Origin of the sequence: uncultured Nitrospira sp. (assembly GCA_902500695.1) — a bacterium.
Classification (GTDB): domain Bacteria; phylum Nitrospirota; class Nitrospiria; order Nitrospirales; family UBA8639; genus Nitrospira_E.
Genome location: CABVRQ010000005.1, coordinates 43,184 through 66,833 on the forward strand (window position 1 = coordinate 43,184; position 23,650 = coordinate 66,833).

Annotated in this window: 18 protein-coding genes and 1 riboswitch; of the genes, 9 read left to right on the plus strand and 9 right to left on the minus strand. The window is 48.4% G+C overall.

Translation table 11 applies throughout. The features are described 5' to 3' along the window. The first annotated feature begins 47 nt into the window (after window positions 1–47). Window positions 48–1,478, plus strand: a complete 1,431-nt coding sequence (locus AAH187_RS02130) for a TolC family protein (protein WP_342346778.1) — start codon at window positions 48–50, stop codon at window positions 1,476–1,478. A 92-nt stretch (window positions 1,479–1,570) separates the two neighbouring features. Continuing rightward, window positions 1,571–1,906 carry a hypothetical protein gene (locus AAH187_RS02135; RefSeq protein ID WP_342346779.1) on the plus strand — a complete coding sequence of 112 codons (336 nt, stop codon included), beginning with the start codon at window positions 1,571–1,573 and terminating at the stop codon, window positions 1,904–1,906. Between the two features lie 494 nt (window positions 1,907–2,400). Here AAH187_RS02135 and AAH187_RS02140 read toward each other — a convergent pair whose 3' ends face one another. Both AAH187_RS02140 and AAH187_RS02145 read right to left on the minus strand, forming a co-directional pair. Further along, the gene (locus AAH187_RS02140) at window positions 2,401–3,591 is read right to left on the minus strand and encodes an amidohydrolase (protein WP_342346780.1); all 1,191 of its coding nucleotides are present in this window, start codon (window positions 3,589–3,591) and stop codon (window positions 2,401–2,403) included. A 176-nt stretch (window positions 3,592–3,767) separates the two neighbouring features. Beyond that, on the minus strand, window positions 3,768–4,784 hold the full coding sequence (locus tag AAH187_RS02145; RefSeq protein WP_342346781.1) for a UDP-glucuronic acid decarboxylase family protein: 1,017 nt from the start codon (window positions 4,782–4,784) through the stop codon (window positions 3,768–3,770). Window positions 4,785–4,879: 95 nt separating this feature from the next. On the opposite strand from AAH187_RS02145, the gene AAH187_RS02150 reads away from it, so the two are divergent. Beyond that, complete coding sequence (locus tag AAH187_RS02150; RefSeq protein WP_342346782.1) at window positions 4,880–5,911, plus strand: molybdopterin-dependent oxidoreductase; 1,032 nt, start codon at window positions 4,880–4,882, stop codon at window positions 5,909–5,911. Here AAH187_RS02150 and aspS read toward each other — a convergent pair. From aspS to AAH187_RS02180, 6 genes are all read right to left on the minus strand, one after another. Next, window positions 5,908–7,683, minus strand: a complete 1,776-nt coding sequence (gene aspS / locus AAH187_RS02155) for an aspartate--tRNA ligase (RefSeq protein ID WP_342346783.1) — start codon at window positions 7,681–7,683, stop codon at window positions 5,908–5,910. The two genes, AAH187_RS02150 and aspS, sit on opposite strands and share 4 nt — an antisense overlap. Before the next feature lie 66 nt (window positions 7,684–7,749). Next, entirely contained in the window at window positions 7,750–9,006 is a 1,257-nt protein-coding gene (locus AAH187_RS02160; RefSeq protein ID WP_342346784.1) for a pseudouridine synthase, read from the minus strand. Window positions 9,007–9,008: 2 nt separating this feature from the next. Beyond that, a complete protein-coding gene (gene guaA, locus AAH187_RS02165) occupies window positions 9,009–10,565 on the minus strand; it encodes a glutamine-hydrolyzing GMP synthase (RefSeq protein WP_342346785.1) in 1,557 nt (518 codons plus the stop codon). Window positions 10,566–10,624: 59 nt separating this feature from the next. Next, window positions 10,625–12,085 (minus strand): IMP dehydrogenase, encoded by a 1,461-nt coding sequence (gene guaB / locus AAH187_RS02170; protein WP_342346786.1) that lies wholly within the window; start codon window positions 12,083–12,085, stop codon window positions 10,625–10,627. A 270-nt stretch (window positions 12,086–12,355) separates the two neighbouring features. Then, window positions 12,356–15,298 (minus strand): SMP-30/gluconolactonase/LRE family protein, encoded by a 2,943-nt coding sequence (locus AAH187_RS02175; protein ID WP_342346787.1) that lies wholly within the window; start codon window positions 15,296–15,298, stop codon window positions 12,356–12,358. A gap of 294 nt (window positions 15,299–15,592) precedes the next feature. Beyond that, window positions 15,593–15,814, minus strand: a complete 222-nt coding sequence (locus tag AAH187_RS02180) for a cold shock domain-containing protein (protein WP_312641881.1) — start codon at window positions 15,812–15,814, stop codon at window positions 15,593–15,595. A 320-nt stretch (window positions 15,815–16,134) separates the two neighbouring features. Here AAH187_RS02180 and AAH187_RS02185 point away from each other — a divergent pair, with 320 nt between their 5' ends. The 3 genes from AAH187_RS02185 to AAH187_RS02195 all read left to right on the plus strand — a co-directional run bounded on the left by AAH187_RS02185 (window position 16,135) and on the right by AAH187_RS02195 (window position 19,692). Next, a complete protein-coding gene (locus AAH187_RS02185; RefSeq protein WP_342346827.1) occupies window positions 16,135–17,220 on the plus strand; it encodes an LptF/LptG family permease in 1,086 nt (361 codons plus the stop codon). Between the two features lie 28 nt (window positions 17,221–17,248). Beyond that, the gene (gene lptG, locus AAH187_RS02190) at window positions 17,249–18,337 is read left to right on the plus strand and encodes an LPS export ABC transporter permease LptG (RefSeq protein ID WP_342346788.1); all 1,089 of its coding nucleotides are present in this window, start codon (window positions 17,249–17,251) and stop codon (window positions 18,335–18,337) included. A 299-nt stretch (window positions 18,338–18,636) separates the two neighbouring features. After that, window positions 18,637–18,727: riboswitch (cyclic di-GMP riboswitch) on the plus strand. Window positions 18,728–18,813: 86 nt separating this feature from the next. Then, on the plus strand, window positions 18,814–19,692 hold the full coding sequence (locus tag AAH187_RS02195) for a FliA/WhiG family RNA polymerase sigma factor (protein ID WP_342346789.1): 879 nt from the start codon (window positions 18,814–18,816) through the stop codon (window positions 19,690–19,692). Here the strand turns inward: AAH187_RS02195 and AAH187_RS02200 are convergent, their stop codons facing one another. Continuing rightward, window positions 19,693–20,262 (minus strand): cell wall hydrolase, encoded by a 570-nt coding sequence (locus AAH187_RS02200; RefSeq protein ID WP_342346790.1) that lies wholly within the window; start codon window positions 20,260–20,262, stop codon window positions 19,693–19,695. A gap of 441 nt (window positions 20,263–20,703) precedes the next feature. On the opposite strand from AAH187_RS02200, the gene AAH187_RS02205 reads away from it, so the two are divergent. The 3 genes from AAH187_RS02205 (at window position 20,704) to recN (ending at window position 23,533) form a co-directional block, all read left to right on the plus strand. Then, the gene (locus AAH187_RS02205; protein ID WP_342346791.1) at window positions 20,704–21,264 is read left to right on the plus strand and encodes a hypothetical protein; all 561 of its coding nucleotides are present in this window, start codon (window positions 20,704–20,706) and stop codon (window positions 21,262–21,264) included. A gap of 165 nt (window positions 21,265–21,429) precedes the next feature. Beyond that, window positions 21,430–21,777 (plus strand): thioredoxin, encoded by a 348-nt coding sequence (gene trxA, locus AAH187_RS02210; protein ID WP_342346792.1) that lies wholly within the window; start codon window positions 21,430–21,432, stop codon window positions 21,775–21,777. A 25-nt stretch (window positions 21,778–21,802) separates the two neighbouring features. Then, window positions 21,803–23,533, plus strand: coding sequence for a DNA repair protein RecN (gene recN / locus AAH187_RS02215; protein WP_342346793.1), 1,731 nt, complete (start codon window positions 21,803–21,805; stop codon window positions 23,531–23,533). Window positions 23,534–23,650 lie beyond the last annotated feature (117 nt).

The following is a 23,650-nucleotide window of genomic DNA, read 5'->3' on the forward strand; positions in this document are numbered from 1 at the left end:
GCCCCATCAAATTTCAACGAACGTTAGCAGCCCTTCGCTCATATCCCATGAACAATAAACTGTATTCTAACCTTGTTGTTTTTGTTATTGTCGTCACGTTCAGTGGTTGCACAGGCCTGAAAACCGACTTGGCCATTCCGGAAAACGAAATACCAACAACCTTTAAGGACAAAACAGATACCACGAATATTGCTGACATCCAGTGGAGAGATTACTTTGTCGATCCGCTCCTCCATAAATTAATTGATACCGCCATAGAGAATAACCTTGATTTGCAAATGGCGTTGCAGCGAATTGAAAATTCGCGTTCAAGTGTCAGAGCAGCAACCGGTGCCCTGATGCCGACGATGGGTTTGGGTGTAGGAACCGCTATTCGCCGATACGGAGACTACACCATGGATGGGGCAGGGAACGCGACGACCGACTTTAAATCCGGTCAAACCATTCCCGCTAATTTACCGGATCTTTTTGTGGGCTTACAGTCATCATGGGAAGTTGATATTTGGGGCAAGTTGCAAAATCAGCGCAGTTCAGCCATTTCGAAATTCCTGGCCAGTATCGAAGGGACGAGCTTTGTCGTGTCAAATCTTGTTGCCGATGTAGCAATTTATTACAACGAATTGCGGGCTTTGGATAATGAGTTGGATATCATCAGGCAAACCCTTCACACACAGTACGAATCGTTGGAGGTGGTTGAACTGCAGAAGGAAGCCGGCAGGGCAACTGAATTAGCCGTGGAGCTATTCAAGGCTCAAGTGCTCAATACCAGTATTTTGGAAAAAGAGGTCCTTCAACAAATTGTTGTCACTGAAAATCATATTAACTTTCTGTTAGGGCGCTTTCCACAGCCCATTGAACGGACCAAAGGCCAATATTTCACAGAAATTCTACATGAGATTTCATCGGGTGTTCCTTCACAATTATTGGCAAACCGCCCGGATGTCCGTGAAGCCGAATTTCAGATCAAGGCCAGTAAGTTCGATTTGAAAGTAGCCAAGGCCTCTTTTTTCCCAAGCTTTAATATCACAGCAAGTTTTGGGTTTCAGGCATTCAATCCCGATTTTTTATTTGTGGCGCCTTCCTCAATTGCCTATACCGCGGTAGGCACGTTGGTCGCCCCACTTATTAATAGAAACGCGTTACACGCACAGTTCAATAATGCCGAAGCCAATCAGTTGACTGCCATGTATCAGTATCAGAAAACAATTTTGAACGCCTATGTTGAAGTGGCCAATGAACTTTCTAATATTCATAACTTGCGAAAAATCAATACTCTGAAAAAGCAACAAAACGAAGTATTGCAACAATCTGTTGAAACATCACACTTACTCTATAGATATGGCAGGGCAAGCTATCTTGAGGTTCTCATTGCACAACGGAATGCCCTGCAATCCAATCTCGAATTAATTAATTTTGCCAAGCAACTTCGTATCGCGGCAGTGAAAATCTACAAGGCATTAGGCGGCGGATGGAAATAAGAGCCCTGTATGTTGGAATCATTCTTGGATTAAGTTGAAAAAAACGGTAGGGGATGGACATTTTTCATCACCTTTGATCCGGAATATAACGCATGAGAACAGGGGCGGTGTTTTTTGGATTTATATTTGGGTTGATGGTCTTCACGGGACCGGCCTTGGCCGATCTGTTCGAAGTCAAAGAAGCCGTGGAAGGGGCCATTTGTCGAAAGTTGGCCACGGATTATGCCGACGATCCTACCACCCTTACTATACAAGCAATCGCGCAACTGCAAATCTGTCTTGCTCAAACCTTGAAAAGTACTGATTCGCCAGCATTAACAAAAAAATTTGATATAGGACCTCCTCGCCCATCGACAGGTATGGTCGAGACCATTTTACCTACCCCACCAACCCCTCCAACACCCCCCAAGTCCCTGAAGATTCGATGAGGATTGCCTTGTCGCTTTTTTCTTGAAGAACCGTCTAATTAGCAAGATACATTAAGAAGGTGAATGGAAATGGTCGTGCAAGCTTCCCCCCTTTTTGCTGTCGTGTAGTGCTCCCCCGAAATCAAGCCACCAATGAGCCTTGTTTCCCCTAATATTGATAATGATTCAGGGATTGCAACCCTTGATGGGGTCGCTCCTCGTTGTGCCATCGGATCCATCCATCTTTAAGATCTGGGTTAGGTCTTAAAGGTGGTCTCACTTTCAAGGGGGGACAGTATAGTCGGCTCATCCATCTGGTAAAGGTCTATTGCTTCAGTCCTCACTTCGGACTGGTTTCTTAAATGGATGGCGGAGTGACAAAAGAATGGGAAAGGGGTTCCAGGCGAACCCTTAAACGGCTCGGGGATCCCTCCACCGGATTTTGGTATTGAATAGAGTTGTCTCTGGAATTATCGGTTTTGTGCCAGTAATTTCGGCGATCGTCTCGAACTTGGTCAGGTACCGGTCGCGGTATTCTCTTCTCGATTTCCATATCCAATCAACAGCGATTTGACCATTTCATAAAAGCCACTCACGGCAACCAGGATCGTATCGTCGCAGAACTCATAATCCGGCTGATGGAGGCCTGGTGCATGCTCACCAATGCCGAGTCCGAAATGAAGGATGGGGCAAATATCGGCAAAATGCCCAAAGTCCTCTGACCAGCGGAAAGGTTTGGGAATTTCAATGGCCACAATTCCCGTATCCAGACATACGCGCTCCAAGGTATCCACCAAGGCATCATCGTTCACAGTCGCCGGAAAATCCTGCACCCACTCGACTTCTGCAAAGAGTCGTTCCGCTGCGGCACAATCGCGAACACACTGTTCAGCTTCGCGTTGCAAGGTTCGAAGGCTTGCCGCGGAAGCTGCACGCAGCGTGGCACACACGGTCGCTTCTCCCGGTGTAAGCCCAAACGACATAAGCCCCAGCTGGGCATGGGTCAGCGTGAGCATACAATAGGGATTGTCCGTGATTCTGCTCAATCTGGGAAGCTCAGCTAGTAGCTGTCCTACCGCATTGGCAGGAGACCGAGCTTGTTCAGGCTCGGCCGCGTGGGACGCTTGCCCAAGGAGACGAACTCTCATTCCGACAGATGCACTGGCAAATGTCCCCCGTCGATAGATGATATGTCCCCTGGGAAAGCCTGGTAGATTATGCAGAGTTATGGCGTAGTCCGGCCGGATCTTCTCAAAATTTGGATCATCGATAATCGCCCGTGCGCCTGCCCCTGTTTCCTCTGCGGGCTGGAACAATAGCACCACTCGGCCACAGCTTGGCGACGTGCGATGAAGCAGTGGTGCCAGGCCCGCTACGATGGCCATATGTCCGTCATGCCCGCAGCGGTGGGCGATGTTGGCTCCGGGAACGAGCCATTGATTTTTGTCTGCTTCTTCTACAGGAAGGCCATCCAGTTCACACCGTATCATCACCGTTGGCCCAGGATGTTGTCCTTCATACACCGCTGCGATCCCATAGCCACCGAGATGGGTCAATAATTTGTCCGGTGCATAGGAATGCAGAAAGTTTGCGATAAGAGTTGAAGTCATGACTTCTGATCCGGCCACTTCTGGACAAGCTGCTAGGGAGCCGCGAAGCGTGACTAAAATGCCTTCAAGTATGTGGTCATGACGAATGTTCTGCATGTTTTTATTTTATGGTGGGAAGGTGTCTCTGTCCACTTCTCCCAGATTAGTTGCGTTCGGAGCTTTGGCGATATGTGGACTTGTTGAGTCCCCGTTGATGTGTCCGAACAGGATCAGGAGAGGACATGTAAGGGGGAACAGATTTCGCGAAATCGATCAACCTCATGATCCGTGATTCACTTGGCAAGGTCGAAATGAAAACGGAAATAGGCGATGGCTTTTTCAAGGCCTTGTTTCAGTGTAATCTGAGGTTCCCATTTGAGAAGGGTTTTTGCCTTCTCAATATTGGGTCGGCGCACTTTAGGGTCGTCGATTGGAAGAGGGTGTTGCGTAATCGTGCTCGATGAGTTGGTGAGTTTGATCACTGTTTCTGCAATATCCATAACAGTGAGCTCTTGGGGATTGCCGATGTTAACTGGGTCATGGATAGATCCGAGGTTAGCTTGAGTTAATCCGAAACGTACTGAGTCCTGAAATTCTTGATTCTTACGAAGTTCGTCTGCCGGGGCGTGGAGGAGAGCAATAATTCCCGTGACCAGATCATCGACGTAACAAAAGCTACGGGTCTGAGACCCATTGCCATATACAGTTAATGGATGGCCTTGTAACGCTTGTACGATAAAATTGGAAACCACCCGCCCATCCTTTGGGCGCATCCGTGGACCATAGGTATTGAAAATTCTGACGATTCGGGTATCGAGACCATGAAACCGGTGATAGGCCGTGGTTAATGCCTCCGCAAATCGTTTGGCTTCGTCATAGACGCCACGCGGACTAATGGGATTGACGTTTCCCCAATAGGTTTCAGGCTGTGGGTTGACCAGTGGATCCCCATACACTTCTGAAGTACTGGCTAGGAGAAATCGCGCCTGTTTCGCCTTGGCTAAGCCCAGGGCTTTGTGCGTGCCTAACGCGCCGACTTTCATTGTGGCGATGGGAAATTCCAGATAGTCCTGTGGACTCGCCGGTGATGCAAAATGCATGACAGCATCGACTGGTCCGTCGACATGAAGGTAATCGCAGACATTGTAGTGAATAAATGAGAACTTCGGATGGCCCATGAGTGCACCGATATTCTCTGTACGTCCGGTAAGGAGATTGTCCAGGCAAATGACTGTATGTCCTTGAAGAATCAGCGTTTCACATAAATGGCTTCCTAGAAATCCGGCGCCTCCGGTTATGAATATCCGCATGCGATTTATCCCTCTATACTTGTGAATTTGTGTAATCGAATGAACGGGACATCTTGTCCAAGGCTGCAAGAGTATAAGATAATAGGGTAATGTCTATGCCCTTTTCAAACGATTCTCCCTTTTCTTTTCCTCTGACTCGTCGGGCTCTCTTCAAGCTTGGGGGACTGGCTTCCCTCGGCCTAGGACTTCCTGGATGCGATATGGGTTCGATGTTTGCCGTTCCTCCACGGGAGACCACGTATTTTACCTCGAACGACAAATTTTATACCGTGAATTTCATGGATGCTTCCTACAACTTTACGCGTGACCTGGATGTGGAGCAATGGAAAATGGTGGTCAAAGGGGAGGTGGAACGCCCTGTGGTCATGAAATGGCGTGATCTGCTCAACCGGGAATCCTTTGATCAGGCTGTGACCCTGATGTGCATTGATACGCTTCCAGGGGGGAGTAGCTTGGGGACCGCCATGTGGCGAGGGATTTCCCTCAAAAAACTTTTGCAAGATATCGGAGTTGATGAAGACACCGCCCGTGATGTGATTTTTCGAGCGGCGGACGGGTATTCCGACAGTATTCCATTTGCCAGGGCCATGGAAGATGATGTCATGTTGGCCTATCTGATGAATGGGGAGAAACTTCCTAAGGATCACGGCTTTCCCGTTCGCCTGATTGTTCCAGGTCTCTACGGGATTAAAAATGTGAAGTGGATTACGGAAATCGAAGTCTATAACGGGGATTACCTGGGCTACTGGCAGCAAAAAGGTTGGACGGATGACGGGACCATTCATGTATTTTCCCGCATTGATAGCCCGGGGCATTATCAGTCTTTACAAGGGCTTCGACAACGCTTGCGGGGGATTGCCTACGGGGGACCTGAGAGCATTAGTGAGGTTCAACTGAGTTTTGATCAGGAGAAAACCTGGGTGTCTGCCGAAATTGAACCACCCCTGTCTCCTTTAACGTGGGTGATCTGGAATTATGATTGGAGTCCCCCAAAGCCTGGTAAACACATGGTATTTGTCAGGGCTATTGATACAAAAGGAAGGATCCAAACTTCGGAAATTACCAGACCCCAACCGGCTGGCGCGACGGGTTTGCATTCCATTATACTGGATGTGCTGAACGCTTAAAGCGGGCTATCAGCCTTTTTAGCCGTTGTGCGAATAGCGAGTTCCTGGAGTTGTTCTGGTGTGACTGTGGATGGCGCTTCGGTCATGAGGCATTGAGCCTTCTGTGTTTTTGGAAACGGGATCACTTCCCGAATTGATTCCGTCTTGCCGAGTAACATCACTAATCGATCAAGTCCCAGTGCGATGCCTCCATGCGGCGGTGCCCCTGATTCCAAGGCATCTAGGAGAAATCCAAATTTTTCACGAGCCTCCGTTTTGGAGATGTTGAGTAAGTCAAAGACTTTTGACTGAACTTGTGGCGCATGAATTCGAATACTCCCTCCTCCTAACTCAAAGCCATTCAAAACCAGGTCATAGGCTTGCGTTCGAATCTGGAGAGGATCGGTTTCCATAAGCGGGATATCCTTTGGGTGAGGAGCCGTAAACGGATGGTGCAGGGCAACATACCTTTTGGCAGCATCGTCATATTCAAACATGGGAAAATCCATGACCCACAAAGGTTCCCACCGGTTTCGGTCAATCAATTGAAGCTCCTCTCCCAGCAGTAAGCGAAGTCGGCCCAAGACTTGATGGACGGTAGTAGCCATATCCGCGATAAATATTAGCAGGTCCCCGGGATGGGCCGATGGAAGGGCCTCACGTAAGGCTTGAGCCTTGAAGAATTTGGCAATTGAGGAATCCAGATTGCCCTCTTCATTAATTTTGACCCAGGCCAATCCCTTGGCCCCGAATTCTTTTGCCGTATCAATCAGATTGTCTATCCGGTTTCGGGTAAAGGCGTTTCCCCCAGGAATGATGAGGGCTTTCACTATCCCCCCGTTTTCCACTGCACTCCGAAAGACTTTAAAATCACAGGTCGCGGCAAATTGACTCAGGTCTTGCAGCTGAAGATCAAAGCGAAGATCCGGTTTGTCCGTTCCATAACGTCCCATGGCCTCTTCAAAGGACAGCCGAGGCAGTGGGGTGGGGAGATCAATGCTCTTGGTCTCTTTAAAGACCAGTCTGACCATCTGTTCGATCAGGTTCATGATATCCTCCTGATCCACGAACGACATTTCCACATCAATTTGCGTAAATTCGGGTTGTCGATCCAGCCGAAGGTCTTCATCGCGGAAGCATCGGGCCAGTTGATAATAGCGATCCGTTCCCCCGATCATGAGAATCTGCTTGAAGAGTTGCGGCGATTGGGGAAGGGCAAAAAATTCGCCTGGGTTGACTCGACTCGGTACGAGATAATCTCGTGCGCCTTCTGGCGTGCTTTTCGTTAAAATCGGCGTTTCGACTTCTATGAATTGATTGGCGTGAAGGTATTGTCGTACGAGATGCGACACCTGACTGCGGAGTTGAAGGAGTTCTTGCATCCTTGGCCGTCGAAGGTCCAGGTACCGGTGCTTTAAACGAAGGGTTTCTGAGGTGGTGATGGTATCGTCAAGTGCAAAGGGGAGGGGTTTGGCTTCATTGAGAATGATGAGTGATGTTGTTCGTATTTCTATGGCACCGGTCGGGATGTGGGGGTTTGCTGATCCCTCAGGTCGTAGCGTCACCTCACCGGTGACGGTGACAACGTACTCATTGCGCAGACGATCGGCTAGTTGATGTACCTTGGGCTCATGCTCCGAATCAAACACGATTTGTGTGAGTCCGTAGCGGTCGCGAAGATCAATAAACCTCACTCCGCCATGGTCGCGACGGCTGGCCACCCAGCCGGCCAAGGTAACGGTTTGGCCCACGTGATCCAAGGAGAGTTCACCGCAATGATGTGATCGTTTCAACTGTAGGATCCTTTCCAACACCTGTCAGCTTGTGATGGGAGAACATGAAAACAAGAATACTGAAGCTCAAGTTTTAAACTTGAATCGACTTTTTGATGTGACGCCTGGTCGACGAGGCCGTGCCTTGCTTGTTGTGCCAGAAGTCGAAATCGTCTTCTTGCGCCTGGTGGGTTTTGGATTTCCCTGGCGCGGCCAAAACTGACCAGCAGGTCCCGATTTAGGCAAATTTTCCGTTCTTTTGATCGGCTGATCTTTGGATTCGTGGCGCTTTCCTTGGCCGGTCGTTCCCACGGGCGCTGGCGTGCTCTTCCTTCTGATGGAATCCGGGTTTGGTGAGGGTGGCCGTGAAGGAGCTGTCGGTCTGGCCGTCGGTCTGGATGAAGGGGCTTTTTCAACTTTCTGAATAGGCTGACGAGTGGAGAGCCATGGCCGAGATTTCCCCGTCGATTCCGAAGGAGATGGGGTGCTGTTACTTCTCATGGAATTCGTGATTGCCGAACGTGGCCGTAACTGCCCTGCAGGTCTGAATGCCGGAAACTTTTCGGTTCTCTTAATCGACTGCCGGATAGCCGGACGTGGCGATTCAGGTGCGATGAGTAAATGGCGCAGGTCATTCGCTTCCTTATCTGTCAAGTATCGCGTCTGACCTGGAGGAAGGGTTCCAAGGTTCAAAGGCCCAAACTGAACACGTTTTAACCGGATCACGGGATGGCCAATTTGCTCAAACATGCGTTTGACTTGGTGCTTACGTCCTTCATGAATGGTAATTTCTACCCAGGAATTGGCTGCCGCTTTTCCAGCTTTTTTTACTTTTGCGGGAGCTGTGGGCCCGTCCTCCAACATCAGTCCATGTCGAAGGTTTTGAATTTCTGGTTCTTCTAAGATACCCTTGATTTTCACGAGATATGTTTTATGGACATGATGTGCGGGGTGAAGGCAGGCTTGTGCAATATCACCATTATTGGTAAGCAGGAGCAAGCCTTCACTATCATAGTCCAAACGTCCGACGGGAAATAACCGGATGGAAGGTTTCGGAACCAAGGCTTTAATCGTAGGGCGACCCGCGGGATCATGTAACGTGGAGATATATCCCAACGGCTTATTGAGCATGAGAAACATATCGGGAGGGCGGGACTTCAGGTGGCGTCCTTCGACCTTGATGTGGTCAATCGCAGGATCGACTTTGGTCCCTAGCGTCATGACCGTTTCCCCGTTGACGGTGACCAGACCATGTTGGATAAGTTCTTCAGCCTTGCGTCTGGAGGTGAAGCCGGAACGGGCGATAATTTTTTGTAAACGAACTGTTTTCTCTGCCTGAGCCATAGCTATTCCCATTCGATCGTTGCTGGGGGTTTTGAGCTAATGTCATACACCACACGGTTGACCCCTTGCACTTCATTGATAATTCGATTGGACATTTTGCCCAATACCTCTGGGGGAATTACGCCCCAGTCCGCAGTCATGCCGTCCGTACTGGTGACGGCACGAATGGCGACCACCGATTCGTAGGTCCGTTGGTCGCCCATGACGCCCACAGTCTGGATTGGCAGTAGGACAGCGAACGATTGCCAGATGATCCTTGATAGTCCGGCTCGTTCGATTTCATCACGGACAATGGCATCCGCCTCACGAAGAATGGCCAGGCGCTGGGCGGTCACGGAACCAATGATGCGAATTGCTAAGCCCGGACCGGGAAAGGGTTGTCGCCAAACAATGTCATCCGGCAGACCTAATTCCAATCCCAATTGACGAACTTCATCTTTGAACAATTCTCGAAAAGGCTCAATCAGTTTGAATTTCATGCGTTTCGGTAAGCCACCGACATTATGATGTGTTTTGATTGTTGCCGATGGCCCTTTCACGCTCAGACTTTCGATCACATCAGGATACAGTGTCCCCTGAACGAGAAATCTGACCGTGCCTAAAGAGACCGCTTCCTGTTCGAAAACTTTGATGAATTGACGACCAATGATTTTTCGTTTGCGTTCCGGGTCTGTTGTGCGTCCCAGTGCTGACAGAAAAGTGTCTCCATGGTCAGCAATGCGAACCTTCAGATGATAGGCGGAATCAAAAGTCGTTTGTAATTGTGCCACTTCATTCTTTCGCATAAGGCCATTGTCAATGAAGATGCAGGTCAATTGGTCTCCGATTGCCCGGTGAGCCAGGACAGCGGCCACTGTGGAATCCACTCCCCCGCTGAGTGCACAAATGACCTTCCCGCTGCCGACAGTCTCCCGGATGTCTGTCACGGCTTGTTCGATGAATGATCCCATGGTCCAAGTTGGCTCGCAGCGGCAGATATGACGTGCAAAGTTTTGAAGAATCGTTGTCCCGTGAAGGGTATGGATGACTTCAGGATGAAACTGGATCCCAAAGAGCTGTTGTGTATTTTGGGAGGATCTCATCGCGGCGATCGGGGCATGGGCCGTGTGGGCGATCGCATGAAATCCTGGTGGAAGTTGTTGAACGGAATCCCCATGAGACATCCAGACAGGAAATGCGGTTGACGGATCAAGGCCAAGAAATAAATTCGTGTTGTCGTCAATGGTCAGATCGGCTCGACCGAATTCACGATGGGGTGTGGGGTTGACGGTTCCGCCACATTGATGGGCGAGTAATTGCATGCCGTAGCAGATGCCCAAAATGGGTATGGCAAGGTCAAAAATTTGGCTGTCTATTTTCGGGGCATGGGCCTGAGTAACGCTGGCCGGTCCTCCGGAGAAAATAACCCCTTTGGGGTGGTAGGCAAGGATATCCTGAACCGTCGCCTGCGAGGGGAGGATGACAGAGAAAATGTGGAATTCGCGTATCCGCCGTGCGATGAGTTGCGTATACTGCGATCCAAAATCCAGAATGACAATGGTATCGTGTTGCGAGTGCATGAGCCTGCGAGTTAATTTGTCAACGCGGGAACTGACTGACTGTAGGGCAGAACCAGATCTTAGTCAGCCCGATAATTTGGGGCCTCTTTGGTAATAACCACATCATGAACGTGGGCTTCTCGCAGCCCTGCAGAGGTGAGCTGAAGGAACTGAGCATTCTGTTGGAGTTCTTCTATTGTTCGACATCCGCAGTACCCCATTCCTGCCTTCAGCCCTCCGACTAATTGATAGACCATGACGGCGAGATTTCCTTTGTAGGGAACCCTGGCTTCAATACCTTCAGGAACTAATTTGGAGGATTCGCGACCTTCTTGAAAGTAGCGATCCTTCCCTCCTCGTTCCATGGCTCCCAGTGATCCCATCCCCCGGTATTCTTTGTAGGTTCGGCCTTGATACAACACGGTTTCACCTGGAGATTCTTCGGTTCCTGCAAAGAGTGATCCGATCATCACGCAAGAGGCTCCGGCCGCGAGGGCTTTGGTGAGATCTCCCGAATATTTGATACCTCCATCAGCAATCAAGGGTATTTGGTGTTTCTTGGCGATGGTGGCGCAATCGGCCACGGCGGTTAATTGAGGGACTCCGGCCCCTGAAACAATTCTGGTGGTGCAGATTGAGCCTGGCCCGACTCCAACTTTAACCGCATCTGCTCCGGCCTTAATGAGATCCAGCGTGGCAGCAGCAGTTGCGACATTTCCTGCTATCAGCTCCAGGGTTGGATAGCGGGATTTTATGTCTTTGACTTTGTCCAGGACGCTTTGAGAGTGCCCATGAGCGGTATCGACAACGATGAGGTCAATTCCAGCTTTTGTGAGCCGTTCCAGCCGTTCGTCTACATCGGGTCCGACCCCGACGGCCGCGCCAACGCGCAGACGCCCGTGCGTATCTTTGCAGGCAAAGGGATATTTGATTTTTTTCTGAATGTCTTTAATGGTGATCAATCCTTTTAGCTCAAATTGATCATTCACTACGGGAAGTTTTTCAATGCGATGCTCATGAAGAATTGCCTGGGCCTGGTCTAATCCGGTGCCTTCAGGAGCAGTCACTAGGTTATTTTTAGTCATAACCTGGGAAACTTTGAGATCCAGACGGTTTTCAAAACGAAGGTCCCGATTCGTTAAGATTCCAACCAATTTGCCATCTTTGGTCACAGGGATTCCAGATATGCGATAGGTCGACATGAGATGGTGGGCATCGCGAATTGTATGATCTGGGGAGATGGTAATCGGAGAAAGGATCATCCCACTTTCTGATTTTTTGACCTTATCGACTTCAGATGCTTGCATGTCAGGGGAGAGTGCACGGTGAATAATTCCAATCCCGCCTTCACGTGCTATCGCAATAGCTAATCGCCCTTCGGTTACGGTGTCCATGGCGGCGCTTAAAATGGGGATATTGATTCGAATATTTCGAGTGAGGTGTGTGGAGGGATCAACCTCAGAGGGGATGATATTTGAATGGCGTGGCACCAACACCACGTCATCAAACGTGAGCCCTATTCGTAATTGTTTTTCCAACATGAGTTAGGCCTTGTATCCTGTCCATTGCCGAATTGGGTATGCGGAAAAGTCTTTCATCATAATTTTCTTTTAAAAGTCAGTCAATGTCCTTCTTGGTATACCAGATGGGGTTGGGAGAACACACACCACCCAGGATCAGCAGCTAGCTGTATTCCAAGCCAAGAAATCGGGTGCGGCCTTAGATAGATGCCAAAGGGTACAGGGCCTCCCGTTGGCATCTATGGTCAATGTGGGTGGTTGTTTCCTGGGGATCCTACTAGAACTATGTGGCTATTCCGCTGCTTCAGGAATAAAGGCCATCGTTTCTTCTTCTTGGAAATGATCTTCGGCTTCCTCTGCCTGCATGAATTCCTGAACTCGCATATTGCCGCTATCAACGGAATAAATGTGTCCTCTGGAGTCAGCCCCTATTCCATAGGGAAAGTTGAATTGGCCATCCTGGGAGCCGAAGCCGCCCCATTGGGTAATAAAGTTACCGTCTCGATCAAACTTTTGGAGGCGTTGGTTGCCGGTATCACTGATAAATACGTCGCCTGATTCGTCTACAGCCACACCCCAGGGCGATCGGAATTGTCCCGGTTCTTGTGCCTGAGCGCTGCTGGCATGGCCAGGCCCAATGCCGCCGCCCCACTTGGTGAGTAATTGGGGGAGGACGTTTGAGCTGGTATCAAATTTTTGAATCCGATGATTACCCATATCAACCACATAGACGGTTCCGTCGGTTTGATCCACCGCAATACCTCGCGCAAAATAAAACTGCCCGTCCCCATTCCCAAAGCTTCCCCACTGCATGATAAATTCCCCGGTTTCATCAAATTTTTGAATCCGAAAGTTCGCACTATCGACGACATACAGGTACCCGCGGACCCGGTCTACGGCTACACCCCATGGAGCATTAAACTGTCCTTCGCCATTACCACGGGATCCGAGCTTCATCATGTAATGCCCTAATTTCCCATCAAACTTTTGAATACGATGGTTATTAGTGTCTGCCACATACACATTGCCATTCGCATCACATGCGATACCGGTTGGGTTATTGAAACCGCCATTAGCGGAACCGAAACTTCCCCATAGTAGGATGAAATTGCCATTACGGTCGAATTTCTGGACTCGGTTGTTTCCGTTATCAACCACAAACAATGATCCTTGGCGATCAATCGTCAGCCCGTATAAAGGACTAATGAATTCTCCTCCATGGAGTAGCGAGGCTCCACGGCCTGGTTTTCCCCACTTTGTGGCACAAATATACCCGGACGTGTTGAGAAGGATATGGGTGCTGGCAGGAACAGAAACGTTATTGTTGGCATCTTTAAACCAAACGTAGACGGTTTTTGTGCCATCGGTTGGAGAGGTGGTAAAAGGAATCGTGGCTCCAAATTTTTGTTCCGGCTCCACCTCAACCCACCCAGGCATGGTCCCGCTTGGGGTCATGGGATTTTCAGAAATGAAGTAGGCGGCCACTCCGCTATCTACGTCTTTAGCTGAGATGGTGGCGACCATGTCAGGACTATTGGTCATGTAAGCCCCATGATTTATGACGATGTCAGGATTTTGAGGTGCAGAAATGTCGATCAGAACCGGGATAGCGGTTTGTTCTTCAGAAATCCGGCTTTCTGCTCCTTCTTCAGTGACTGAGGTCATGGCATAAAAATATGCCGTGTCATTCGTGAGGCCACTATGAATATAGGGGGTGGTCACGCCTTCAATCTTTGTGGAGGTATCTGTAGATATATGTGGTTCGGTACTGAAATAGAGGTTGTAACTGATGGCATTGGGAACTTCGAGCCAACTAAGGATGTTTTCCGTATCTCCGGGTTTAACGGCAAGGTTGATGGGGGCGGTAAGATCGCTGGAAACCCGTTTTTCTTGTTTGCCTCGATTGAGTTCTTCTTCTGTTGGGGCAAACTTGGTTAAACGATGGTTGCCGCTGTCTATCACGTACACATATCCCTCTTTGTCTACTGCAATTCCTGACGGGAAATTCAGCTGCCCTTCGGTTAATCCCCGATTTCCCCAGGAAGTTAGATAAGTTCCGCTAGAATCAAATTTTTGGACGCGGTGATTTCCGCTGTCGACAATATAGACATATCCCAACGGGTCGCAGGCGACTCCCCATGGGGCTTTGAATTGGCCTGGGGCATTACCTTCCTTTCCCCACTTCAAAAGAAAGTTCCCACGTGCATCAAATTTTTGGATCCGATGGTTCCCCTCATCGGCAATATAAATATTCCCGACAAAGTCAACTGCGAGGCCCCGAGGATAAAAGAACGCGCCGTCATATCCCCCGTCACGGCCCCACTTAAGCACAGGGGAGCCGTTTGGCAGGAATTTTTGAATTCTTGCATTGCTGGTATCAGAGACAAACAGATTGCCTTGAGAATCCGTGGTAATACCCCAAGGGACATCAAACTTCCCTGCTTCGGCCCCCCGCCAGGCAAAACCAAATTTTCCCCATGCGTTGATAATATTTCCTTCGGAATCAAATTTTTGGATGCGATTGTTCCCACTGTCGGCCACATACACCTCTCCTTCTGGTGAGGTGGCGATGCCCCGTGGGTAGTAAAATTTTCCTTCGGTTGAGTCGGGTTCGTCTCCCCAACGTGCAAGAAATTTTCCCGATCGGTCAAATTTCTGAATCGAATGATTGTCTGTGTCGCCGACATAAATATTTCCATCTTTATCAATAGCAATGCCGGTTGGTGATTTGAATTCTCCATCGTCGACACCTTCACACCCGATTTGCATGACGGAGAGGTAGGGAGAGGGAATGGACATCACTTCCTCGGACAATAGACTTTCACCTTCTTCTGTGACCACAGAGATGGCATAGTGGTAACAGAAGTTATTGGCCAAGTCGTTATGTTCGTAGGGAGATATCGCTCCTTCAATATAATTGGCTTTTTCTTTTGTAATCCCAACTTTTGGGATGAAATCCTCATGTCCTGCTACTGGTCTCGTCAGCTCATTGGGCTTAATTTGAACGCCTTTGGTTGTCATGAAATACACGTTGTAGTACAGGGCTTCAGGGACAGGATCCCATGTGAGAGTAATGCGCGTATGATCAGGGATAGCACGTAAGTTGTCTGGTGCCTGTGGAATATTGGCATCCTGGTCTTGTCCTGCTCCCCAGTCCTCCCCCCCACTTTCTACGGTCAACATGTTTCGAGAAAGCGGATATTCATAAAATAAGGCATCGAGAAGTTTTGTCATGCTGTTCCCCTGAAATTGATGAGTCAGTTGTGTTGAATATGAAAAATTTGCAATAAATACAATGACTTACGAGAAAAGTCTACCAGGAGAAAAATAGGGAAGTCAAGGAGAGCTTAGCAGGCTATTTACCTCTTAACATTCTTTGACAGTAAGTCATATGGTAAGGGATGCAGATCAATGAATACTCTTACCTTATTCTTTTTGAAGAAAAATTGAGCCATAGTGGCCAAAAAACTTTACACCCATTTTATCATCAGCAAATATAAAGGTAAGAATGCGACAGAAATTCAGCATTTAAGAGGGTTGGCCAATTCCGGATTTTGTGACGTTGGCAGCCTGCGGACCCTTAGCTCCTTCTACCAGGTCAAATTCTACGGATTCTCCCTCTTTTAGGGATTTAAATCCGTCTTCTTGAAGGGCAGAATAATGGACAAATACGTCCTGCCCACCTTCAACTTGAATGAATCCAAAACCTTTTCGATCATTAAACCATTTTACCGTTCCCTTACTTCTCATGATGGCCCTCCTCCTTAAAGTACTTGTGGATATATATTGTAGGAAATTGTGCATGCCTAAAAAAAAAGCCGAAAAAGGAGTCCATTCCTCTCTCGGCTTCACGGCGTAATATTCTTCTCACTTCTTTACCCATATACCAAAACGAGAATGATGTAGCACAGTTTGAAGAATCTGTCAATAAATGACAGAAGGAAATTCATTCCCTACTATCTCGCCTGTAGGGTATTTGTCTCAGATATTTAATTGATAATGGCCGAGGGGGCCATGCTGGTCATCCAATATTTTTTATCACTTTTTATTTATCTGTATTGTCCAAGCCGTTGATCAGACTACTTGATCGGTACATTTTTTTTGAGTTGCTCCCCCCGTTTTTGACCAGCCTGACCGGATTGTGTTTCATCATTTTTACCAAGGAAATGCTACGGCTGGTGGACTTAGTGGTATCCCGAGGGATTAGCTTGGCCGCCTTGGGTTCAATTGTGCTGCATTTGCTTCCTTCCTTTTTAGTCCTGACCTTACCAATTGCCTGCTTGATTGCCTCAATTTCGGCATTTAATCGCCTGTCGTTTGATAATGAGGTGATTGCCATTCGAGCCGCTGGGGTCAGTTTCTGGCGAATCAACCTTCCTGTAGTGGTCTTTTCCGGTATCGTATTTCTCTTAACCGTGTATCTTTCTCAATGGGGCCAACCGTGGGCCAATGTTTCATTGAAGACTTTGGCCCTGAGTGTCATCGAAGATGAGTTGACTCTTGCTGTTGATTCGGGTGTGTTTAATGAACCGATTCCCGGACTCATGGTGTATGTGCCTCACTCGGAGAATGCCTCCGGCCATAAGGGCGTATTTATTTCTGATCAGCGTAATCGGGAGCAACCCTTGATTATTGTGGCGGAGAATTTTCAAATGTTGAAACAGAGCGAACGTCAGCAGTTTGGCATTCGCCTGTTTAGGGGGGCTATCCATCAAATCCCCAAAGATGCCAATAGTTTTCATCGGGTCACCTTTGATACCTATGATTTTTGGCTTTCTTCACCATTTACGTCAGTGAAAGAAAAGACCAAACGGAAAACCTACGAAGACCTCACGCAACAATTGGAAGAATCAGGTGGATCGGATGCTGGTGCCCTTCGTCGATTAATAGAGTTTCATAAAGACACGGCCTTTCCGGTCGCCACCTTTGTGCTGGGGTTATTGGGCGTCCCAATCGGAATTGTGTCGAAGCGGTCGGGCAAAGCAGGAGGGTTTGCGATTGGGGTTCTCGTGGTCATCGGGTTTTATCTATTAAATGTGTTGGGAGAGTTTCTCGTGACGACTTTGGTGATTTCTCCATTTGCCGGCGCGTGGATGCCTAACATCGTCCTGGCCTGCCTGACAGGATTTTTATTTGTTCAAGCCCGAAAACAATGATCAAGATTTTTTTCAAACAGATTCGATCATGAAAAAAATTTCTTGGTATGTGTTTGGGAAATTCAGCCGGGCTTTCCTGATGTGTCTTGTAACCGTACTGACGATTTATCTCGTCGTGGATTTTTTCGAAAAATTAAGAAAGTTTTTGAAATATGATGCAGATTTAACGGTTATTTTCAGCTTTTTTGTCTATCGAATTCCTGAAATTGCCTTTTTACTGGCCCCACTGGCAGCGCTGATGGCGTCAATTTTGACCGTTGGTGGGCTGAATCGGACTCGTGAAATCACGGCGATGCGTAGTTGTGGTTTAAGTTTTTATCAAATTGCCATTCCCTTTTTTGTCTTTGGTGCGCTCGTGAGTGTCGTGGGTCTGAGTTTGACGGCTGTGTTGATTCCCCTGGCCAATATCAAAGCCGAATATGTCCAATCGGTCTTGATCCAAAATAAACCAGAGCCCCTCTTACTCACTCCTGAACGTTTGTGGCTCCGAGTGGGACGAAATCACCTTTTGCGTATTGATTCGGTGACAGAGGATGGATTTCGTTTGAATGGTATTCATCAGTACACACTTGATGATGGCTTCAGTCTCAAGGAAATCCTTGAAGGGGAATGGGCAGCATTTGTCGATGAGGAATGGGTGATAGAGCATGTGATTGAGCGAACATTTCAAGGGGAAGATCGCATGCAAGTGAAGGGGAGGCCACGGCAGGTGTTGTCCCTTTCCCTCACGCCTGAAGATTTTCAGAATTGGCTATCTCAGTCTCCAGAGCATATGTCGTTGTATCAATTGCATGACTATATTCAGCGAGTAATTGAAGATGGCCATAGTCCTCATCGTTTTTTAACTGATTATTGGGCTCGTTTTGCCTACTCCCTCGTTCCTCTGGTGATGACACTGCTAGGGATCTCGGTAAGTCTTCGAGGAAGTGGTGAGCGTGGGGTTGGAGTCGCAAAGGGGCTTGGGCAAACTCTGGCAATTGGGTTTTTCTTCTGGGCGGCGCATTCGGTGGGTATTGTCTTAGGACGCAATGGAGCGGTGTTGCCGATCATTGGTAGCTGGATTGCCACAGCCATGTTTTTGATCATCGGGATTAATCTTTTTTTAAAGCTAAAATGAGGGATTCGCGATTTCCTTGAAGATCGATCCAATGAATGCGTGATTGGGAATTTTGTCATCGGTTGCTCGCTACCATTAGTGTTTGTTTTTGATGCTGTGCAATGTATGAATTTGTCAAATATTCTCACGAACACGCAAGGTTATTTCTTAACTCCCCCTGACTTGGATCCGATAACATCTGCACAGAGATGGAGTTCGAAGGGTAGAGCGATCCAAAGCAGCCAGGCAGTCAGTTGATAGGAAAATTCCCAAAACTCATCACTTACATAAGGTTGTGGTTATCGGATAAAAAATTTAACAGGTGACAAGGGCAAACTATCCGTGAGGGTAGGGCGCAAAGCCAAGAAACCCTGAGAGCGTGGTTGTGTCAGGGTTCGTCTGGTTACCGAACTGTGTTGGTAGGTCCATGCGTTCGTTCATGCGCCCATTCCCTGGAATCGGGCGCTTTTTTTTGGTCACAAGGGAAAGGCCGAAATATGAACGAAGACGCGCAACATTTCACAGAGCCAGCAGTTGGTGTCGAAGAACTCGACTCGTCTTGTCTTGGCTCAGTTAGATATGCCAAAGAAGAACAGACGGAGGTACAGGACCAGCTCGGGCAGGAACATGTTACCCGGATTTTATTGGAGTTTCTCCCGACCATTCGCCGGATGGCTGGAATCATGGCGTTCAAGAATCCCTTTTCCCTGGATGTCGAGGATTTGACGAGCGCAGGGGCTATGGGTCTGTTGTCGGCGTTAAAGCGCTATGATCCCACACGGGATGTCAAATTTCGAACATTTGCCGAATATCGAATCCGTGGCATGATGTTAGATGAAATTCGGGCCATGGATTGGGTTCCTCGGTCCGTTCGATCTCGCCGAGATCAAGTGCGACAGATTGTTGAAGAGCATCTTCAGAAAAACGGTAAGCCACCGACTACACAGGAATTGGCCACGCTATTGGGCGTTCCTATTGATGAAATAGAGGGAGTGGGAGGGTGTGATCCTCGTTTAATTAGTCTGGATGAGCCGGTTGGTCAGGGGGAAGATGAATGTACGCTTCGTGATGTTTTGCCGGATGTTAACCATCTGGACCCTTTTGTGGCCTGTGCGGATGCAGAAATGAAGGCGGCATTGGCAGCGGCGCTTGAGACATTATCGGCACGCCAGCAAGAGGTACTTCAATCCTATTATCACAACGGATTGACGATGAAAGAAATTGGTTACCAAATGGGTCTTACTGAATCTGGCGTCTGTCGGGTGCATTCCGGTGCACTCCGACATTTACGCATAGAGTTGAAACGTATTGAGGATGGGGGACCCAGTGCCCCTCGTCCTAAGAATTTACGAAAAACGCGTGTAGCTGATGACTAGTTAAATGGTGTGCTTATTGAAGAATTCGTGTCCGCCAATTTTGGCGACTTTGCGGTTGACCTGAGCCCAACGGGGAGTTTTGACTAGTTGGGGATTATAAAACAGCACAGCCCCATCCACCACCTTCCGACCGTCTTGCACAAGCCTCCAGGCTAACAAACTTTCTTGCATGATTCGATTCGTTTGATCAAATTTCACTTCCTCTGGATTCCGCCCCATCCATGGTTCAAACTGTTTGGCACGAAGAACCGTGCCCTTAACCGTGCCATCGCTGTGGTATTTGTGAGTCATCCGGTTCCGAATGACGGCTGCCACGGCTAACTTTCCAGCAAAACTTTCCCCACGGGCTTCCAGGTAGATAGTTAGGGCGGCTAATGTGTCGTCGCTGTGGGTGGAATCTTTTAAGTGGGTCATTTCTAGCGGTAATGGTGATCCAAGCGTAGAAGACGAAAGAACCCATGCGATATCAGCCGAATTTACGTGAGTAGGTGAGACAGGGATTAAGCATAAGGAGAAGGTTTCAATACCGATGATGAGGATAAAAGACAAAAGTGTTTGGTTTCGTTTCATTTTATCCCTTTTGGTAGTGATGGGTTTAAAGTTATTGCTTGTTGTTTTTTTGGTAAAATGAAGGTGACAAGTTCAATGAAACGCTTCTTGGACTAGGTCTTTCGCAATGTATATGCCATTGATGTTTTAGATTGTTCATTGGCCTGTTTTTATGGGAGTCTTGTGTTGTAGGGGGGAGTTTGGTGTTAGGATTTTTGTGTTTTTATAAATAACAGGTGGCCTCCATTCAGCATTGTGTCGTGGTTCCGGGACATCAAAGACAAGATAAAACGGGTTTTTTGATATAGGCATTGGAAACAGGAAGATTTCGAGATGCTCGTACTGATCAAAAATCTGACAATTTTAAAACTGGGTTAAGCGAATCAGCGAAATATGGACTGAACGACCCGGGAATCTATAGAGGATGGTGCCTATTCCACGATTTTAGTGATGGAGGAGATCATGAGGGTTTCGTCGGCGAGCGAAAGAGCATGGGAAAAGATGGTTCGTTTCGGAGTGGGAGTATTTTTTCTGGTTACGTTACCGCTTTCCAATGGTTGGGCTCAGTCAGACCAGATATCTATCCTGCCTATTAAACCTCTCGCTCACGCTAAAGTGTATTTGATGGCCGGAGATTACCGGCGGGCGGTGGAGGCTTGCCAAAAAAATATTGACCGCGATCCCTCGGTTGAAGCGTATGTTTATTTGGCCTACGTTTATCAGGCAATTGATGGTTATTTAGGATCATTAGCGAAGCAGGAGGATTATGTAAAAGTGGAGCAATTGGCGCTGAATTTGACCACACGGAACATCCTTGATCTCATTGATCCGCCCAATGTCATGCCACGTATGGCGCAGGAGCTTATTCATGAAGGCCTTCGGCAACAATTTGACTTGACCGCAGCGATGGCCAATCGATTGAGTCGGACTAGGACGGATGAATTGTGGGCACAACAAACCCGGTGGCGTGAATTGAAGCCTGATTCCTGGTGGACAGGCGCACCGGATGAATGGCAGTGGTGAATTCTGTTCCTGCCTTTCTTGGGAGTGGAGAGGTCCAGCAGATCACAGGGGGAGCCCTCATTAGCCAGCTAACCGTGTATGAGTGAGTTGACAGTCCGACAAGAGCGGTTTTAGGATGCCAGCATAGCCTGGGCATTTTGTCGTATTTATCCAAGGAGGCAGTCAGTGTCTGATTTAGTGGCCAAAGCCGATGCAACTAACTGGGATGGGGAAGTGCTGAAATCTTCAGAGGTGGTGATGGTGGATTTCTGGGCAGTCTGGTGTGGACCCTGTCAAATGGTGGCCCCAATCGTCGATGAGCTCGCACAGGAATATCAAGGCAAGCTTAAAGTCATGAAGCTCAACACCGATGATGCCCCAGAAGTTGCGGGACAATATCAAATCATGAGTATCCCCAGTATTCTCTTTTTCAAGGGTGGTCAAGTTGTCGAAAAAATTGTTGGTGCAAGACCAAAGCAACAATTTAAACAAATCATTGACTCGCTCCTGGCTCAATCCACTTCCCCTGCCTGATCAGCAGGGCTGATGACTCGGTGTTATGCTGACCGAGCTGCGTATTTCCAACTTTGCCCTCATCGATCAACTCCATCTGGAACTCCCCCCTGGGTTTCTTGTTTTGACGGGGGAGACCGGAGCTGGAAAGTCTCTTCTCATTGATGCTCTGGTGCTACTCACCGGCGGACGAGCCTCTGCTGAGCATATTCGTTTTGGTGCTGACGAAGCCCTGCTAGAAGCCTGTTTTATTATCTCCCCCACTCACCCTCTTACGATCAGGTTACAACGGGACGGATACCTCCTACCCGATCAACAGGACCTTATCGTTCGTCGGATGTTGTCGCGGTCCGGAAAGAACCGCAATTTCCTCAATGGACAACTCGCTTCCCTTCAGACGATTCAAGACATCGGTCCGCAGTTGGTAGATATCCATGGTCAACATGACCAGCAATCACTGCTATCCCCTAAGACCCAGCTCAAAATGCTAGATGCGTTTGGTAATCTTGAGGATGTCGTAGATCGCTATCAGCAGATGCACCGGGAATGGTTCGAGAAAAAGGCGGCTCTGGATGAATACGTGGTGAGGCTACGGGATCAAGCCAATAGGCAGGACATCCTTCAATATCAATATGACGAGTTGGTCAAGATGCAGTTGCAGTCTGGAGAAGAAGAGACGCTCAGCCAGGAATACCATCGGCTGAAACATAGCGGTCGATTAGGAGAGTTATCGAATCAAGCCTTTACTGCGTTACATGAAGGAGAGCGATCGGTTCTGGATCACTTGGGTGAAGTGACGGAGTGGGTACAAGAGCTTGCGAAAATAGATGCGCAAGGTGAACCATGGGTCCCATTGGTGGAAGCTGCGACGGTGGCGTTGCGTGAGGTGACTGATAACCTTCGGGATTATCGGACTCAGATAGAGTATGACCCGGAGCGAATGGATCGGATTGATAGTCGGTTGGCCGGTCTTCAGCGGCTTAAAAAGAAATATGGAAAGCCGATCGAAGATTTAGTGGAGCTTACCCAAATCCTGAAGCAAGACTTGGCGTTACTCCAAAATGGAGAAGAGCAAGTGGCGCATTTGCAAGCAGAAGTGACCAGTCGATATGAATCGATGAAGGCCTTGGCTGAAGAATTGTCGGACCGGCGGAAAACCGTTGCGAAGCATTTGGTCAAGGAGATTAAGCGGGAATTAGCGGCTCTGAAAATGTCGACAATGGAGGTGGAAGGTAATATTGAAATGGCCAATGGGGATAATCGATTTGGTTTGACAGGAATGGATCGTGTTGAGATCCTCCTGGCTCCCAATCCGGGAGAACCGCTCATGCCATTGGGCCGAATTGCATCGGGTGGAGAATTGTCTCGAATCATGTTGGCCTTAAAAACCGTGTTTGCGGAAAATGATCAGACTCCCGTCGTGATTTTCGATGAAATTGACAGTGGTATTGGTGGGGAAGCGGGAATGGTCATGGGGAGTCGTTTGCGTCAATTGGCTCAATTTCATCAGGTGTGTTGTATCACTCATCTCCCACAAATTGCCTCGCAGGCTCATGCACAGTTTGTGGTTGAGAAAACCACGCTAGATGACCGAACGCTGACGAAAGTACACGAAGTCACTGGAGTTCATCGGGAAACTGAAATTGCTCGCATGTTGGGTGGTGGCACGCTGACTCCAACCATCAGAAAAACCGCCGGTGAAATGCTGGATCGAGGAAGCAGCCCTCACGTGGGCGCCAGTCTCCAGAAGCCAAAAAAGAAGCCTGCCAAGACCTAACTAATTTCGAATGAGCCGGTACATACAGGTAGCCATTTATGAACGGGTGGATAGCTTATTGTCTGCATTAGAGAGTTGTTAAAATCCGGCTTTCAAAAAACACCACCACAACCATTA

What these genes read in the sequence shown, in the direction of transcription:
- recN (WP_342346793.1), top strand. Translation starts at nt 21,803, where the DNA reads ATGCTGACCGAGCTGCGTATTTCCAACTTTGCCCTCATCGATCAACTC.
- AAH187_RS02195 (WP_342346789.1), top strand. Translation starts at nt 18,814, where the DNA reads ATGAACGAAGACGCGCAACATTTCACAGAGCCAGCAGTTGGTGTCGAA.
- guaA (WP_342346785.1), bottom strand. Translation starts at nt 10,565, where the DNA reads ATGCACTCGCAACACGATACCATTGTCATTCTGGATTTTGGATCGCAG.
- AAH187_RS02130 (WP_342346778.1), top strand. Translation starts at nt 48, where the DNA reads ATGAACAATAAACTGTATTCTAACCTTGTTGTTTTTGTTATTGTCGTC.
- AAH187_RS02175 (WP_342346787.1), bottom strand. Translation starts at nt 15,298, where the DNA reads ATGACAAAACTTCTCGATGCCTTATTTTATGAATATCCGCTTTCTCGA.
- AAH187_RS02180 (WP_312641881.1), bottom strand. Translation starts at nt 15,814, where the DNA reads ATGAGAAGTAAGGGAACGGTAAAATGGTTTAATGATCGAAAAGGTTTT.
- AAH187_RS02140 (WP_342346780.1), bottom strand. Translation starts at nt 3,591, where the DNA reads ATGCAGAACATTCGTCATGACCACATACTTGAAGGCATTTTAGTCACG.
- lptG (WP_342346788.1), top strand. Translation starts at nt 17,249, where the DNA reads ATGAAAAAAATTTCTTGGTATGTGTTTGGGAAATTCAGCCGGGCTTTC.
- AAH187_RS02150 (WP_342346782.1), top strand. Translation starts at nt 4,880, where the DNA reads ATGCCCTTTTCAAACGATTCTCCCTTTTCTTTTCCTCTGACTCGTCGG.
- AAH187_RS02135 (WP_342346779.1), top strand. Translation starts at nt 1,571, where the DNA reads ATGAGAACAGGGGCGGTGTTTTTTGGATTTATATTTGGGTTGATGGTC.
- guaB (WP_342346786.1), bottom strand. Translation starts at nt 12,085, where the DNA reads ATGTTGGAAAAACAATTACGAATAGGGCTCACGTTTGATGACGTGGTG.
- AAH187_RS02200 (WP_342346790.1), bottom strand. Translation starts at nt 20,262, where the DNA reads ATGAAACGAAACCAAACACTTTTGTCTTTTATCCTCATCATCGGTATT.
- AAH187_RS02160 (WP_342346784.1), bottom strand. Translation starts at nt 9,006, where the DNA reads ATGGCTCAGGCAGAGAAAACAGTTCGTTTACAAAAAATTATCGCCCGT.
- AAH187_RS02145 (WP_342346781.1), bottom strand. Translation starts at nt 4,784, where the DNA reads ATGCGGATATTCATAACCGGAGGCGCCGGATTTCTAGGAAGCCATTTA.
- AAH187_RS02205 (WP_342346791.1), top strand. Translation starts at nt 20,704, where the DNA reads ATGAGGGTTTCGTCGGCGAGCGAAAGAGCATGGGAAAAGATGGTTCGT.